We start from the raw sequence: 14,980 nt of genomic DNA on the forward strand, positions 1-14,980 counted from the left end.
CATTATATAATGCCGTTCTTGTAATCCCTCGAATTTCACTATCGGCATCGTCAAGACCTGGTACATCACAGAAGGCAAAACCTTTTTCAAGAAGCGTATTTACTAGGTGTACAGAGACAAGCTTTACATTTTTTATGTTGTCATGATTGTTGTGTTGTGTACTGATTTAGAAAATCGCTGCCAATATCTCCATAAATTTCTGAATTGTCTTTTAATAGAATTGTAGTTTTATTTTCAGCACTTGGATAAATTGTAATCGGTATGCCAGTTGTCGGAAGCGCACCTACAGGGGAAATTTCTTGTTTTAAAAGACAATTAATTAACGTGCTTTTCCCGGCTTTTGTTGGTCCGACTATCGCAATAGTGTAGATCGACTTATAAATTGAATCAGTTAATTCATTTATTTCACTTGATAGAAAATCTATTTTGTTTTTATTGATTTGCTCTTGAAACTCAACAATACTTTCCCGAACCTCGTCATTAAATTTAAAGTATGCCCTAGGCATCAAAATTGATTTTGTGCCAATTTTCCAGCGCAGTACGTATTTTTCAATTTCAATCAGGTTTGCTGGTGTTATAATATCCTTTGGCGCAAATTTTATAGAAACACTTTCTTGTGCTATCCAGTTCGGATTACAGTCAAATAATTCGTTGACTAAGTGCTCATCAATCCACCTATAGAAACATTCTTTTGTATTAAGATTGATATAGACTAATAGTACCGGCTCAATCGCATTATTCCAATATGTGATCTTATTTTTTTCTATTACTAAGGAGAACTTTTTTTTATCGAGATTGTCCTTATCAGACGATTTTAACTGAACTGAAAATCGCTTTCCTGTTACAATACGATCCGAATTTGAAAGTGGTGTAGTTACCTCAACAATTGCGTCTATCCCGAAATCCTGAGGTATATCCATGCGCACAAGCCACGGCTTCATTACAGTCGCAAATATTAATTTAGAATCATTCTCCTTGATTTGTGAGGACGATATGACAGGTAACTCTTTTGCTTTTTTTGATTTTGCCATTATACGGTATAATTGAAATTCACCAAAATTGAGTGAACGCGCTTAAATATAAGGAGATTTTATTCGTATATCACCTGAAATGCAGGCAAGGTAAAAGAGCCTTCAGCTACGCTTTGGCAGAAATGATTGCAATATTCCATTGTGATCATTGTGTTAGCTCGCCAGAAAGGAAACAAGCTTGCGGGTTTCCTGCGAGTGCCACCGGATGGCGCGGATATAAGGAACGCAGTGGTATAGGCGCACAGAGCAGGATGTTTGTGTGGATGAACCATATGCGTAGGCACGTGCCAGCAAACATCTGAAACGCAGACGGTGGTAATGCAGGCGAGCACTTACAAGGGATGCGGATGTACTGCGATCATTGGATAGGAGTAAGAGCTCGCCTTCTGGTGTGCTTGCAATGAACTATACGGTATAGAGCGCAGGACAGGGAGCATCCATGAGGCTTTATTGTGAAGCGCAAAAAGTGTGACAGTCCGAGTTCTGAAAGAATGGATTCCCGGCGCATGCGGGTATCATTCTTTACGGAACAATGCTATTTCTTGCCCTGCATCCTTTGGTAATGCTCTTTCAGGGCAAGTGATTGCCTTAGGACTGGCGCAAATTTTGCCAAGCGATACAGCTGAATTCCTATTTACCTGTGCGTGGCTGGCTGTAGAGCGTGAAGCGGAGCAGACATCATAGATTAGCATGCGCACACCTTTGAAATAGCAAGAGTGCTTAATTCCAACCCTTGTGGTTTTTTCAACCAAACAGTGACATTTCCTGACGCAAGAATCATTAAAAGTGATCTTTATAATATCATTGTACTTTGTATTTTGTATTTATGTAACTATGGTCATTAAGAAACTTCTTATAATGCGTGTGTTTTTTGCCAAACGCTGTTTCTCCGTAAGTTAATGCTTTTTTGATATGCATTATCGTTTCGTCCTTTCTATCGCTTCTGTCATAAAATAAGGCAAGCGCGTGATGCAAAATTGCCAGCGAATCTTTTTCTTTTTCACACGAATTAACGGTGTCGATCAAAATTTGTATACCTTTTTTGGGCAGACCTATTAGGTCATAACAGACAGCAGAATTAATCTTCGACTGCAACCAAAGCGAGCGTTCGCTCTTTCCCATTTCAAAATTGCCAATCAAGACGATATATGAGTTGTAAAGTTGTATAGCAAACTCGTGTCTTTTTATTTTTGAATAATATACTCCAAGAAAATAAAAAACTAATACCTCTTCTTTGAGAAGTTCCGTTTGAGAGTTATAGATTTCTTGTTCTACTGAAAGATATTTTTCTATTTTTTCATACTGGTTTGTTTCTAAATAGCATCTTATTAAATTGGCGATGTTGCCCATTTTATGAAGACGAAATTCAGGGTTGTCGCCAATTAAAATTTGCTCGACTTCAACTAGTTTCTCAATTTGCTTTAGACTATTTCCTGAGAGGAAATAGCACCCGACTAATAAATTCAACAATGCTATTCGGCTGACATCATTATAATCTTTTTCAAGGAATTTATACTGCTCCAATTTGTCAGTAGCTTCTTTGTGTCGGCCCATATTAATTAAAGTCAAGGCTAGTGGATATATAATTTCAAATTGGTTCGACTCCAGTCTATCAGCAATTTGAAAATATCCTAATGCTGACTTATAATCACCAGTCATTCTTTTTAATTCACCAAGACAGCAGTGGTGAGACGGCGTTCTATCCAAACCATATTTCTTATTATAACTCTCAACCTTAACAAAAGCCTCCTCGTATCTTTGTCCTTCCGTTAGCTTCGTTATTTCTGCCTCTTCTATCTGCCGTTCAGTTAGGATAATTTCATTTTTCTTTTCTAGCACCTCCAAAGTTTGGGTGAAGAACCAAAAAACTGAAGCAGCCCTTGTAAATACCACTTGTTTAATTATTCTATTTTCGAAATGAAATCTAAATAAAACCCTTTTGGGCATACGCTGACTTAGTATATTCTCCCACCTTACGCTATCGTTAAAAAATTTGTATAAATCCAACTGGAAGTTTTGAGGTAAAACTCCCAGCAAATCTGAATAAGAGAGTATCACCTCTCCCTCCTTTAAAGGCAGGGTTAATTCAACCTGAGGGTCGTGTTTTAACGATTGAACCAATCCGAACGTTTCTTTAACGAATTTCTTATTCAGGCTTTTATCCCAGTGTTCTTTGAAACCATGATAGGGCCGTACCGTCGCTAATGCGGTCGCAAAAGAACTCATACTCCTGATTCGATTGTCGTATAACTCGAAAAGAGGTTTGCGTAAGTCTTTAATTATCTCTACCTCAAGGAACGCATAGAATGAAATCTTACTGTTGCCTTGTACTGTCGTTGGCAGAGGTTGACGTTCTCCCAAACTTATTTCGTCTTCGGCGATACTAAGAGTTTTAATCGGAACGTAGATAAGGCCCTTTTCTTTAAGACCCACTTCTCCGTAATAAACCCCATAAAGAGTTGTTGGTTCTTTTGAGCTGTTCGAAATATCAAATTTGAACCAACAGTTCACTGCGTGGATTTCTGCACTTCCCTCACTTGTTACGCGAATTCTGGAAAAGGAATAAATATTTGGGGTAACTAATTCGATGCTGCAATTAAGGGAATAAGGTATACGATTTCCAAGCACTTTTTCTTTTATTCTTTGATATAGTTTAGTTAAAAGTGTATTTTCTTTGTACTCTACTACAGGCACTCCCAAAGAATAATTAATGTCTCTACTGTTTCTCTGTCTACTTTCGGTTTCTTTCTTGTTCTGGTTCGCAGAAGCGTCATCAAATGTATTTTCAATAATCTCTGGCACAGGTTCAATGACATCCTCTTTCACGCTGTCTTTTTTGGTCCTGGTATCTGCCTGCTGAATTCGCTCCAATACTTTTCTGAAATTGTTCCTGTATTGATGCGGAACACTAACGGAATAAAGGATTTCACCTTGACGGTTTTGTTTGTCTTCCCAACAGTCTATAAGTGTCTTGCCGTCAAAGCAAAGAAAACAGAGAAAATCCAGATATTGATAATTTACGTTCTTATTTCTGAAACTATTCTCGAATTTCATCGCTGTCCTGTATGGGGTGGCGCTTCTACCAATCCTACCCCATTCGGGCTTCAACACACCTTTATTTTCACTAATGTGGTTGTTTATCCACGAGGCAATTTTATCGTATTCATTTCCTCCTTTGACATTGGTCAATTCAAGCATTTTTGAATGAATAGAATTTCGCAATTCCTCATGTATAAAAATTTGATTTGCATCTATTTGTTGCATATTAGTAAAAACATTTTGGAACATCAGAAAACATTTTGGAACATCCGTCTTTGGTATTCGAATTGATATACTACAGTTAAGTTAATCGCGATAAAACTACGTAATAATAGATGTAGTAATTCCCTTAACCCTTATTCCGAAAGAATGAATATAAGAAAGTTTTTCTTATATAAAGAACATCTCAAAGTAACGGCTCTGCTAACTATTGGTGTACAACAATAAAAAAAGCATTGCCAATTATTGACAATGCCCCTCCGAACAGGAATCTCACCTCCTGAACTTTGGTGGCCCTTTCAGTTAACGTAGAACCGATGGGTTAATTAGGATTATACATACATTTTCATTAATTGCAAGTGTCCCTCCTTATTTCCTACCGGTTGTTTAAAAAGCAACCAAAATGAACAAGCTATTTATAGACTATTTCATTGAGGCCGGCGCAAAGGCTGCCGATCTTAAAGAGCCGCTTGTGGCGATTACAGAAAAATCACAGTTGGGTATCCAATTTCAAAAGCGTAATGAAAAGGCGCTTATTCTCTGTCACATTTCTACCTGCAGGGGCAAGTTCGCAGACCCCGAAGTGAACGCCCTTGTCGAAGTATATATCGCAGACTATGCGGCATGGCTTGAAAAAGCAGATGAGTATATTGATGCGTATGTCGAATCCGTATCAGGAAATAACATTCCAGGCTAGAGTTCCATTTTAGACCGATAGGAGAGCAACAGACATTTTTACAATCCAAACCTGCTGTGCATATTCCATGTGAGACAATTCAACATGATGACAATGCCAATTGGAAGGCAGTAATCCATTTTAAGTCAATGAAATGGCTACACTGGGCAACTAGCCAAAATTGACTCAGATGAGGGCAGCGGTCCTCCCGATGCCAAGTTGGAACGTAAGTACACAATATCCTTCCATTTATTTTAGACCAGCGGCTTATAGACTGTGGTCAAACCCACTATGCATTTGCCAGAGATTTAACAAAGAATCTGAAAAATCACAAATTCATTTACCATCCAATCAAACAAACAAAATAAAAATGACAAAGTACATCTGGGGCTTCAGCTGGCTTAGAGCCGCCCAAACAAAGAAACAAGACACCGCCATCAAGATCAGGACGCAGGCAGAGATACTTCGCAGCGAATGCCTGCTGCAGGCATCCATTGAAACACAAGCAAGGCATGCACGCATCATGCGCTTGCTGTACAAGTGCGGCATTAAAACGATACAGAACAGCCGTGCCCGTATTCACTCGGATTACCTTGACCAGCGCACGATCAACCCTAACCCTGTGCTCACGGAAAATCAGATCGCTGAGCTGAAGAAGTATCCCCTTTCCCTTCTGCTGATTGCCATATTCGGCATCGGCGAGGGTGCCATGATATGGCTCATTACTCCGATCCTCATGCCAGGAGCCGAAGAATGGCTGAATCTGGTAACTGCCGCAGTGCTTGCCTTGCTGGGCATGTGCTGCATTAATTACGGCCTTACCTGGCATTTCAAGCACAAGGATATCCGGTCGAAGATACCGGCAGCACCCACCTCAATGGTGAGCAAATACCGTGACCGTGCCAATATTGGTTATTTCCTCATTACCTTGACTTTTGCGGGGCTGGTTGCCAGCGGGTTCGGCAGGGTCTATTTCCTTGAAAACATACCTGCCGACGGGCTTACCGCCGAACGCATTGAAAGCCTCAGGATGGCGGGCAAGTTCACCTCGGTGTTCACCATGATGGTAACCATTTCTACTGCGCTGCTTATGGGCGTTATGAAGCAGGAGTCAGGTGACCTGGGTATCACCTTCAGTGTCTATAGAGCGTGGCATGTTTCCAATGTCCGGGCCAACAAGTATTACCGCCGCCTGCTGAAGGAAGCGGGTTCACTCCACTCTAACCTTTCTCAGCTTATAGAAAAGTACTGGCAGCTCAATCTGCGGTTGTATGAACTTTTTAAGTCCGATACTGGGTATGATCCGAAGTATGAGCAGCTAGAGGGAGAATATACAGCCCTTAAATCTTCCGCCGGCTTTCTTGTTGACAACTCCGTTTACCTCAAATTCTCTCCGATCCAATCCGCCCATGAGGAGTTGTACAAGTATGGCTTCTATAACAATAATGAGATCAACGCCAAGCTGTCACTGGCGAATGAGGCTATGGAACATGCAAAGAAGCATCTGGCAGAACATGCCCCCGATCTATCACCGAGCGTAAAGGAATCCATCGTTAGGAAAGACCCTATAGTTACAAAGCCGCGCAATGGCAGGGCTAAAACAAAAGTCGTTACTGCACTTGCTGTCATGTCGCTTTTTTTAGCTTCGTGCGCTGATAAAACGCCACCCAATATTAATAATGTTATTGCCCTTACCGATCTTTCCGCCAGCCGCGACAGCACGGTAACAGGCTGGTACGGAGAAGCTATTGCCAGGGACATTATCAGCAACCTCGGCAGCAAAGACAGGATAAAAGTTCTGCCTGTCGATTATGCATCTACTACGTACGAACAGGATATTTATAGCAGGGATTTCAGCAACGACAAGTATTTGAATGAATACGCAGGGTTACAGTCAACAACAATTGCTGTAAAGCTGCATAAGGATTCGGCTAACAAGGCTGCCCAGTCATTCCTTCAGTCATACCGGCAGTCCATCGCTGCGCGTAGGAAATTTTCAAACGGCTCCGATATTACAGGCGCACTCCAGCAGGCTGTCCGCTACCGCGACGAACACGCAGGTAATGTGATAGTCATTTTCAGCGACATGCTCCAGCAGACAGACAGCAGGCATGTGGATCTGGAAAAAGCAGCGGTAACAACAGCTTATGCGTCCCTGCTGTCGCGCATGGATACCTGCGACCTGAGAGGGATGAAAATAATAGTCATTACAGGTAACCAGGGCAACATCCCGGCAGAGAAGTTTACATACATCAAAGGCCTGTGGGCGCTCTATTTCAAGAAGTGCGGCGGTACACTGCTGGAATACACCAGTGGCTCTTCGGCTACGCTGCAAAAGACAATTGCCGGAAAATAATCCGACCCTCAAAAAGCAGACTAAAAACAATCAAATGAAACAGATCATAATTATCCTCGTTCTCTGTCTTACAGGACAGAGCATGCCGCATGTACAAGCGGCCGAATCTACACCGCACGCGAGTCAGACCGTCACTGTACGTACAGCAGTTAATAACGCAAAAGCGTTGTCTAATATCCATAACTTGTACGTGACGGTGAAAATACGCAACACGTCAGGTGGGTCTAAGCGTTCAGCACGTCGCTTTTCCTCTCATCGACGTGCGCTGCATTTGCCGGAAGTATCCATGGCGATGGCAATCGTAGCAATTGCTCTTGCATTCCGCGACTATAAAGCAAAAGATGGCAAGTTCATCGATATCATGGTTATCGAGGACAGTTCGCAGCAACCTATGCATACTGATATAGAAGCATTGCTGGCTCTTTACCGCTTCTATCTTGACCTCGGGCAAAGGGCAGTATTCCGCCTTAATGTGATCACCGGCAGCAGGATAACAAGCCCGAAAGAAGCTGCAATTGGCAATGGGGCTGAGAGCATAGCGCAGAATGCGCATGGGTTATTTGATTTACGGTTCAGGCAGATCGAGGGCTTCTTCAACAATGTAACGGGCATCCTCGCGGAACACCTGGAATCAACCGGGACTGCCAAGCCACATAAGTACAACGAGGTGTTCCGCACTATCGCCAATGACCTTAATATCTTCTCAACGGGTACGGCAACCGAACAGATAATGCTTGTGCATAGTTCCCTCCGTGAGCAATCCGACCTCTTTTCTTGCACGTCGGATGAAGACCTCGGGTTATTGTATTCATCGCCCAAAGAAGTAGCTGCGCGGTTTGAAACGGCGGTAAAAATAGGTAAGCTGAACAGAGTGAAGGTGATCTTCGTCTATGCTCCAATAGATGAAGACGATGAACGTTTTTTCTTACAGATGGTAGACGTGTATCGTTATATCCTTACTCCTTTAGGAGCGCAGGTATCCATTCAGTCCTCGGCAAAAACATATGGAATATGAAGGAAACGAACCAGAATCCACTCAGCAAAACGATAAGGATCCTTGTCGTTTTGTTGCTCAAAGCGTTTGCGATGGTCATCGCCCTTGCATTTCGGCTTTTTTCGCTGATATGCTCTAAGGTCTCAGAGATCATTGAAAAGTACATTGGTAATGATAAAAACCATTGATATAACATGAGCATTATAGAAAATATTCTCACGGCTACCATTGAAGGTGTATTTGACTTCATTAAAGGGATTCTATTCAGGGAGCGGCCAACCGAATATTCAGCGGAATTTGGCACGCCCGGATCACAGTTGCAAAAAGAGCCAGGGGGCTTCCGCATCGGCTTCCAATGGGGTAATAGCCTACTGGAAAGCAACTCGCACATGATCACATTTGGCGGTTCTGGAAGCAAAAAAAGTTCTTGTGTCTGCTTTAATACTCTATTGCAATCGCACAATTCCTCTTATGTTGTTTTCGATTGCAGCGGCGAACTTTATAACGGAACGGCAAGCCATAAAAGCCGATCGGGCTATTCGGTCTATAAGCTTGACCTGGATGACTATAAGCAATCCATAGGCTTTAACTGGCTGAGCAAATGCACATCGGAGAGCGATATATACAAGTTTGCGCAGGTAACGCTTAAAAATTCCCTTGAAGGTGCTCCTTATGATTATTGGGCGCAAAGCGCGGAAAATCTCATTGGCTTTTTTGCGTATTCACTTTTCGCATATGCCTCGGCTGAATTCGTGAATATGCCGAACGTCCTTAACATGATCCAGGTTTTCAGTTTTGCTCCTGGTAAAATTGATCAGTGGATTGCAGCTAATGGTAACGAACGGATCATAAACCGTTATAAGAGCATTGTTGCCACCCCTGACAAGACGTTACAGTCATCCATTGCTACCGCCACCAATGCACTTGCCGTATATAATAATCCCAATATTGCAGCTATCACATCAAGAGATACGCTGGCATTTGATGAATTTAGAAAGCAAAAGACAATACTTTATCTCTGTGGCTCCCCTTCAACCGTACAATTCTGCCGTGGGGTGAGTGCGTGCTTCTTTGAATCGTTTTTTGCCCATATACTACAGAGGTTGCCAGGCACCTCGGACTTGCCAATCACATTTATAATCGATGAAGCAGCAACTATGCGCCTGCAATCCCTCCCAAAAATTCTGGAACTTGGGCGTAAGTATTTAATATCGGTAGCCACTTTATGGCAGGACTTCGGGCAGGTCGAACACATCTTTGGTAAAAATGAAGCTGCTAATATTCTGGCTAATTCGAGACTGAAAGTCTTTATGCCATCAGGTCAACCGCTCGCTACCTGCAGGATGCTTTCAGAGTTATTGGGAAAATACAGCTATGAAGACAAGAACAGTGTGTTGAAAACGCGGGAGCTGCTTACAGCCCAGGAAATTTTTCAGTTACGTGAGATTTTGCTGCTGAATGGCAATAATAAACCAATGCTGTTAGCCGCCAAGCCCTATTTTGAAAATAAGAAATTGAAAGAGATTACAGAATTGCCGGTGTATACTATCCCGAATCCTGTTCAACTGACACAACCATCGTTTCTCCAATTCTAAGATCACGTGAAAAAGAGATCTGGCTTATATGAGTATTTAGATTCGATCGGGGTATTGAACACCATGGACGATGCCCTTATTAAAATGGCAAAACAAGCCTATCGCAAGGCGTACCAGCTGAAGTGGAAGCATGATAACAGATCGAAGAACAAGCAGTACGACGTGACCCTTACCCTGGATGAGGCTAAACGGGTTGGTGATGCTGCACAAAAGCACAGGCGAAGCATAACCCGATTTCTCAAAGAATCTTGCATTGCATACATAAGCAAGCGCTATCTGGTGCCGGATGTGTTTGCCGTCAATGCCATCAGGAAGGAATTGGCTCTGAATTACGATCTGTTGAGGGGCATGTTCGACGATAACTTTCTCCCGCAAGAAGCCGGCAGGATTATTCTGGAGCGGATAGAGGTGTTGGAGCAAAAGGTATTGTCAGAGCTGCACCACCCAAAAATGTTGGAGCAACTGGTGGTAGAGGTCAGATCGAGCGACCCCGTCTGTTTTGAAACATTGAAGCAGCTCATCCAAAACCATGACCCGTGATCATAAAGAGCATATCGACAAAGTCAGCAGGCAACCTGATCAAGTATATTTTTAGGGAGAAGGCATTGCCCATGCGTTCTTTCAGCAGGTTCAGGGAGCAATTGAAATACAAGGCAGAAAAGGACATGCCGGTATACATAGCCGGGAAATTGCTGAGCAAGTCGGATGTTAAATACCTCATTGCTGAGTTAAATGACAAGCAGCTACACGCGGCAGCCAAAAACTACAAAGGAACCAGGGAGGAGTTCATAAAGGAATACCTGATGGCGAAAGGATCGGTAGCCGACATGTATAAAAAGAGCCAGCCCTTTGTTGTTACCAAAAACCTCCGCACCAAGACCGTCGAGGGATTCATACGGGAGTTCGAGCAGAGCAACGAGCGGAGGATGTATAAATCGAAGGACATGGTAGAAGCCCAGCATATCATCCTGTCGTGGCACGAGGCTGATGCTGCAAAACTGACCGATGCCAAATTGAAGGCAATGGCACGGGAGTTCATCAGGCTGCATGGAGAGGACAAGCTCTATTGCGGAACAGCGCACCATGATAAAGGGCATACCCATATTCACCTTGCGGTGTCAGGGACACGCCTCGATGGAATGAGCTCACGGGTCTCTAAGGTGGAATTCGCGAGGATCAAAAAGGAGATGACCCTGTTTCAGGAAAAGCATTTTCCTGAGTTATCGAACAGCTTGCCAGAGCACGGCAAGAAAAGCAGAATTAGTGAAAATAAAAATATTAAAACCGCCGAACGAAACAATGTTAGAAGTCCCTTGCTACAGTATCTCGACGAATCGTATAACAAGGCAGCCTCTCTGAACCATTTCCTTGCACAGCTGAAGGAGAGGAATATTGAACCATATGAACGCGGCGGCAAGATGACGGGAGTAGTGGCAGAAGGCTACAAGTTCAGGTTCTCGCGGCTGGGGTATGACCTGGATCGGCTGCAGGAGCTGGATGCCAAGAAATCAAAGAGCGATGCCGCCCTTAAGGAATTGGGCAATATCCGTAACAGAGGGAAGGAGGCACAAAAGAGCAAAGAAAACACATCAGAGTTAACAGGTACGCTGAAAGAATTGGCAGAGATCAGGAGTGCGGCAGTTGAAAAAGAAAATGACAGGAAAGACGATAATGACCTTATGAAGGAAGCGCCTGACAAAGCCATAGCAGCTGATGTTGAAGATACCGATGACACTGACGCTTTGAATGCCGATAGCGATGAAGCAGAGCAGGAAGATACCGGCACAGAAGATGAACAATGACTTACCTTTTAAATAGATAGCACTTATGAATACGAATGAGCCACAGATATTATTCCCCTTCCCCGCCGATGAGCTGTGGGAGAAAATGCGCGAACTGGTGCGGGCTGAACTGCAGACCATGAACCGGGAGAACAAGCCTGTTGAGTACCAAACACAGGGCTTTACCCAGAAGCCGCTCTTCAAGGCGCATGAAGTGTGCGCGATGCTGCAGATTTCGAGGCAGACGCTCCATACATGGGTCAAGGAGGGCATCCTGAAGGCATACAAGATAAAGTCCAGAGTGTTTTTTCTCTGGACCGATATCGAAAAGCTGATAGAAAAAGACACCCAATAGCTATGCTGTCTTCGGCAACGGAAAAGCGGCCATGTTATTCCGCATCTGCCAGATAGCCTGGATTTTGTATGCCGCCTCTTCTTGCGTAACCCTGATGTACTTGAAAAACTCCTTGTGCGTCTTATGCCCGGATATCTTCATGATGAGGCTTATATCCACCTCACCCGAAAGATACTCGTTTGTGCAAAACGATCTCCGGCACGTATGGGAAGTGATCCATTGAGCCTTCGGCTTGGCAACCGATATATCCTTGTTCCCCTTCTTGTAGCTAAAGGTGATCATATCCTTGATGTCGGCTAATTCCCCAATCTCTTTGATGCACTTATTGAAAACCGAATTCGATATGGCAGGCACCCCTGTTGCGTAGTGCCGCTCAAATATTGCTATAGCTTCGCTACGGAGCGGTATCACCACCCAGCTGTCGGTCTTGCTGGTCTTCTTGTATAGTAGCCCGTTCCGCAGGTCGGAACCCCGCAAGGTCGAATAGTCGGAGAAACGCAACCCGGTCAGACAGCCCAGTACGAACATATCCCGATGCAGCGCCAGCACAGGATCATTTGCAAGGTCGAGGGCATATATCTTCCCTATTTCCTCATAGGTCAGGTAGATAGCATCAGTCTCCTCGTCCAGGATCTTGAAATCGTCCATATCTATAGGGGCAACGGCTTTCCGGCGAACCCTGTCCTTGACGAATATCCGCAGCTGCTTGATAGTCCTGCCGATGGTCGATATCTTGAGGCCGTATTCGGGTATGAGCTTCCGTTTGTGCAGGAAATCATGCGTGAGAAAATCGACGAATTGGTGGTAGAAATTATAGTCGAGTGAAGAGAAGGCGATCTTCCGCTTCCTGAATTCCTCAAAAGCCATCAGGCGGTGCTTCATTGTACGGAAATTGGCTACGCCTTCTTCGCATACCTTCTTTTCTTTAGATAGTATATAGTCGTCTATCTCGCTAAAGAAATCAGGCTCCTTTTTCCTTACATAAGTAGCAATGCGTGTGCTTTGTAGCGTATCCACTTTAAAGTCGGGCTTGAACACTTCCTTAACGTACGCTCCGATATTGCGATCACCTTTGCTCAAACCATGTTCTATTATGGTCTCTATCACCTTCCTGATCCTTCCCAACTCTGCGTTCAAGTCCTCGAAGCCGCCGAGATCTGTAGGCAGGCTCTTCGAGATACACTGGCGCTTAGAATTCCAGCAGGCTTTTGGTATTGCGATATCGGTGTTCAGCAACACCCTGTGGGTAGAACTGAAGCAATACTGATAATAGATCACGGACTTCCCGTCTTTCCGTACTTTTGTGCTGACTACAGCTTTAAGAGGTAATAACATTTTGCCGATTTTTAGTCGATTAACAATGCGTAAACCTGTATAAAGGTAGTCAGTGTCAGAGAGTATCCCTTGTTATAAATTAATCAAAATCAACTATTTAAAGTAAGAATAGGTAAAAGTAAGTAATGCTATATCTCTTTACATTTGGTCTTGTGCGATGCCGAAGGCATCACATATCTATAGTAAGTATACTAGAATAGTGGTCGATGCCGTAGGTATCGTATGTCTGTACAAGCAAACTTCCCTTAACTAAATGACATAAACCCTCAAGTCGTGGCAACTGGTAATACTACATCGGTTAAAACCTTTTTATTCAGTAACTTTTATAGGATGTTTATGCTCATCAATGGCTACAAACGTAAACGTACCGGTTATTGCCTTCTGTCTTACAAAAGAATACATCTCCTCTATGTATATCTCGACCAGCACCTTCAGGCTGGTATTACCTACGTGCTCTACAGTACCCACCAACTCTATAATGGTACCGGCAGGGATAGGCTTTTTAAAGTCTATCTTATCCGAACTCACTGTCACCATACGCTTACGGGCAAACCTGGTGGCAGTTATAAACGCCACCTCATCCATCAGCAACATGGCAGTACCGCCAAATAAGGTGTCGTAATGATTGGTAGTATTAGGGAATACCGCTTTAAAAATGCGTGTTTCAGATGCTGCTTTTCTTTCTGCTACTGTCATGGTTGTATATTAGGGGTTAATAATTACTGTTATTGTTTGATTCCGGTTATACCTGGTAGACATCTATTTTACACTTTTGAGTGTATCAACCACTCCCCTCCTTTTGAAGGTGCCGGTAACGGCACGAGCGTAGCTCTGTACCCAAATTTTCGGCTTTTTCTGCCGAAAATTTGGGGAAGGTGGTTATTACAGTTGGTGTATTTTTAAAATCGAAATGGTATTAGCCATCAAAATACTGCTGTCAAAAAATGTTATTGCGCCATAGGTGCAAAAGGTTTGTAGCATTGCAATCCCTACGTTCAACCGCGAGCCTTAGGTTCGCGCCCAATTAGAACTGTGACGTCATTTAATAGCCGCATGGTTTTACCGGTTCATGTTGCAATTCCAACAGACACTTGCGACACAGACAATCATTGAACGCCATCGCAATGCCTTCTTTCTGAGAATCATTAAACACGATCCCGTTACACTGACAATTCAGTATATCATCAGCCTTGCATTCAAATGCAGTATTACAACGGGGGCAATGTTTGTTCTCCATCAGTATTGTATTGTCAACAACAAACGCTTTGCAGAAAATTGGAGGTAGGATAAAACATGCATACTATACCCGGGCGGGATAACGCACTATCTTATGACTACTGCCTTTTTTCGCGAAAGCATATGTCTGGTATAAATTGGCAAGTATCTGGCTTGTTACATAAATATATAACTTACAGTTGCGCGACAGCCCGTGAATTGCACACGGTTCCTTGTGGGGTAAAGGTAGTAGATTATTTATGGATGTACCTCTAACAAAATATTGCAACTATTTCTCCGTTATACAAATCATGCTCATCACCAGAATTACTAATATAATAGCACTTATCGCATTCCTACTTACTGTGCCATTGATTTTAAGCG

The 14,980-nt window shown here is 43.2% G+C and carries 14 protein-coding genes and 1 riboswitch; of the genes, 9 read left to right on the plus strand and 5 right to left on the minus strand.

The window, feature by feature from the left end:
- Positions 1-140: 140 nt before the first annotated feature.
- Entirely contained in the window at positions 141-1,031 is an 891-nt protein-coding gene (locus CJD36_RS04505) for a DUF4365 domain-containing protein (RefSeq protein ID WP_105037894.1), read from the minus strand.
- A 468-nt stretch (positions 1,032-1,499) separates the two neighbouring features.
- Here CJD36_RS04505 and CJD36_RS22950 point away from each other — a divergent pair, with 468 nt between their 5' ends.
- Entirely contained in the window at positions 1,500-1,715 is a 216-nt protein-coding gene (locus CJD36_RS22950) for a hypothetical protein (RefSeq protein WP_133162491.1), read from the plus strand.
- Positions 1,716-1,832: 117 nt separating this feature from the next.
- On the opposite strand, the gene CJD36_RS04515 is transcribed toward CJD36_RS22950, so the two are convergent.
- Complete coding sequence (locus CJD36_RS04515) at positions 1,833-4,295, minus strand: tetratricopeptide repeat protein (RefSeq protein ID WP_105037896.1); 2,463 nt, start codon at positions 4,293-4,295, stop codon at positions 1,833-1,835.
- Positions 4,296-4,692: 397 nt separating this feature from the next.
- Between CJD36_RS04515 and CJD36_RS04520 the strand changes: the two genes are divergently transcribed.
- The 8 genes from CJD36_RS04520 to CJD36_RS04550 all read left to right on the plus strand — a co-directional run bounded on the left by CJD36_RS04520 (position 4,693) and on the right by CJD36_RS04550 (position 12,046).
- Positions 4,693-4,986, plus strand: coding sequence for a hypothetical protein (locus tag CJD36_RS04520; protein WP_105037897.1), 294 nt, complete (start codon positions 4,693-4,695; stop codon positions 4,984-4,986).
- 349 nt (positions 4,987-5,335) lie between these two features.
- The gene (locus CJD36_RS04525; RefSeq protein WP_105037898.1) at positions 5,336-7,321 is read left to right on the plus strand and encodes a hypothetical protein; all 1,986 of its coding nucleotides are present in this window, start codon (positions 5,336-5,338) and stop codon (positions 7,319-7,321) included.
- A 34-nt stretch (positions 7,322-7,355) separates the two neighbouring features.
- Positions 7,356-8,336 (plus strand): hypothetical protein, encoded by a 981-nt coding sequence (locus CJD36_RS04530; protein WP_133162492.1) that lies wholly within the window; start codon positions 7,356-7,358, stop codon positions 8,334-8,336.
- Positions 8,333-8,503 carry a hypothetical protein gene (locus CJD36_RS23190; protein ID WP_161499210.1) on the plus strand — a complete coding sequence of 57 codons (171 nt, stop codon included), beginning with the start codon at positions 8,333-8,335 and terminating at the stop codon, positions 8,501-8,503. Before CJD36_RS04530 ends, CJD36_RS23190 begins: the two co-directional genes overlap by 4 nt.
- Before the next feature lie 6 nt (positions 8,504-8,509).
- Entirely contained in the window at positions 8,510-9,910 is a 1,401-nt protein-coding gene (locus CJD36_RS04535; RefSeq protein WP_105037900.1) for a type IV secretory system conjugative DNA transfer family protein, read from the plus strand.
- A gap of 6 nt (positions 9,911-9,916) precedes the next feature.
- Entirely contained in the window at positions 9,917-10,450 is a 534-nt protein-coding gene (locus CJD36_RS04540; protein ID WP_133162493.1) for a hypothetical protein, read from the plus strand.
- Positions 10,447-11,712, plus strand: coding sequence for a relaxase/mobilization nuclease domain-containing protein (locus CJD36_RS04545; protein WP_105037902.1), 1,266 nt, complete (start codon positions 10,447-10,449; stop codon positions 11,710-11,712). The genes CJD36_RS04540 and CJD36_RS04545 overlap by 4 nt, the downstream gene beginning before the upstream one ends.
- A 25-nt stretch (positions 11,713-11,737) precedes the next feature.
- On the plus strand, positions 11,738-12,046 hold the full coding sequence (locus tag CJD36_RS04550) for a helix-turn-helix domain-containing protein (protein ID WP_105037903.1): 309 nt from the start codon (positions 11,738-11,740) through the stop codon (positions 12,044-12,046).
- Here CJD36_RS04550 and CJD36_RS04555 read toward each other — a convergent pair whose 3' ends face one another.
- The 3 genes from CJD36_RS04555 to CJD36_RS04565 form a co-directional block, all read right to left on the minus strand.
- Positions 12,047-13,381 (minus strand): tyrosine-type recombinase/integrase, encoded by a 1,335-nt coding sequence (locus CJD36_RS04555; protein ID WP_105037904.1) that lies wholly within the window; start codon positions 13,379-13,381, stop codon positions 12,047-12,049. It abuts the gene before it with no gap.
- A 309-nt stretch (positions 13,382-13,690) separates the two neighbouring features.
- Positions 13,691-14,077 (minus strand): acyl-CoA thioesterase, encoded by a 387-nt coding sequence (locus CJD36_RS04560; protein WP_105037905.1) that lies wholly within the window; start codon positions 14,075-14,077, stop codon positions 13,691-13,693.
- A 346-nt stretch (positions 14,078-14,423) separates the two neighbouring features.
- Positions 14,424-14,618 carry a cysteine-rich CWC family protein gene (locus CJD36_RS04565; protein ID WP_105037906.1) on the minus strand — a complete coding sequence of 65 codons (195 nt, stop codon included), beginning with the start codon at positions 14,616-14,618 and terminating at the stop codon, positions 14,424-14,426.
- Between the two features lie 121 nt (positions 14,619-14,739).
- Positions 14,740-14,891, minus strand: a riboswitch (cobalamin riboswitch).
- Positions 14,892-14,980 lie beyond the last annotated feature (89 nt).

Origin of the sequence: Flavipsychrobacter stenotrophus (assembly GCF_002954265.1) — a bacterium.
Taxonomy (GTDB): domain Bacteria; phylum Bacteroidota; class Bacteroidia; order Chitinophagales; family Chitinophagaceae; genus Flavipsychrobacter; species Flavipsychrobacter stenotrophus.

Excerpts from the sequence above, each read along its gene's own strand:
- CJD36_RS04505 (WP_105037894.1), bottom strand. The coding sequence starts at position 1,031 with ATGGCAAAATCAAAAAAAGCAAAAGAGTTACCTGTCATATCGTCCTCA.
- CJD36_RS04515 (WP_105037896.1), bottom strand. The coding sequence starts at position 4,295 with ATGCAACAAATAGATGCAAATCAAATTTTTATACATGAGGAATTGCGA.
- CJD36_RS04520 (WP_105037897.1), top strand. The coding sequence starts at position 4,693 with ATGAACAAGCTATTTATAGACTATTTCATTGAGGCCGGCGCAAAGGCT.
- CJD36_RS04525 (WP_105037898.1), top strand. The coding sequence starts at position 5,336 with ATGACAAAGTACATCTGGGGCTTCAGCTGGCTTAGAGCCGCCCAAACA.
- CJD36_RS04530 (WP_133162492.1), top strand. The coding sequence starts at position 7,356 with ATGAAACAGATCATAATTATCCTCGTTCTCTGTCTTACAGGACAGAGC.
- CJD36_RS23190 (WP_161499210.1), top strand. The coding sequence starts at position 8,333 with ATGAAGGAAACGAACCAGAATCCACTCAGCAAAACGATAAGGATCCTT.
- CJD36_RS04535 (WP_105037900.1), top strand. The coding sequence starts at position 8,510 with ATGAGCATTATAGAAAATATTCTCACGGCTACCATTGAAGGTGTATTT.
- CJD36_RS04550 (WP_105037903.1), top strand. The coding sequence starts at position 11,738 with ATGAATACGAATGAGCCACAGATATTATTCCCCTTCCCCGCCGATGAG.
- CJD36_RS04555 (WP_105037904.1), bottom strand. The coding sequence starts at position 13,381 with ATGTTATTACCTCTTAAAGCTGTAGTCAGCACAAAAGTACGGAAAGAC.
- CJD36_RS04560 (WP_105037905.1), bottom strand. The coding sequence starts at position 14,077 with ATGACAGTAGCAGAAAGAAAAGCAGCATCTGAAACACGCATTTTTAAA.
- CJD36_RS04565 (WP_105037906.1), bottom strand. The coding sequence starts at position 14,618 with ATGGAGAACAAACATTGCCCCCGTTGTAATACTGCATTTGAATGCAAG.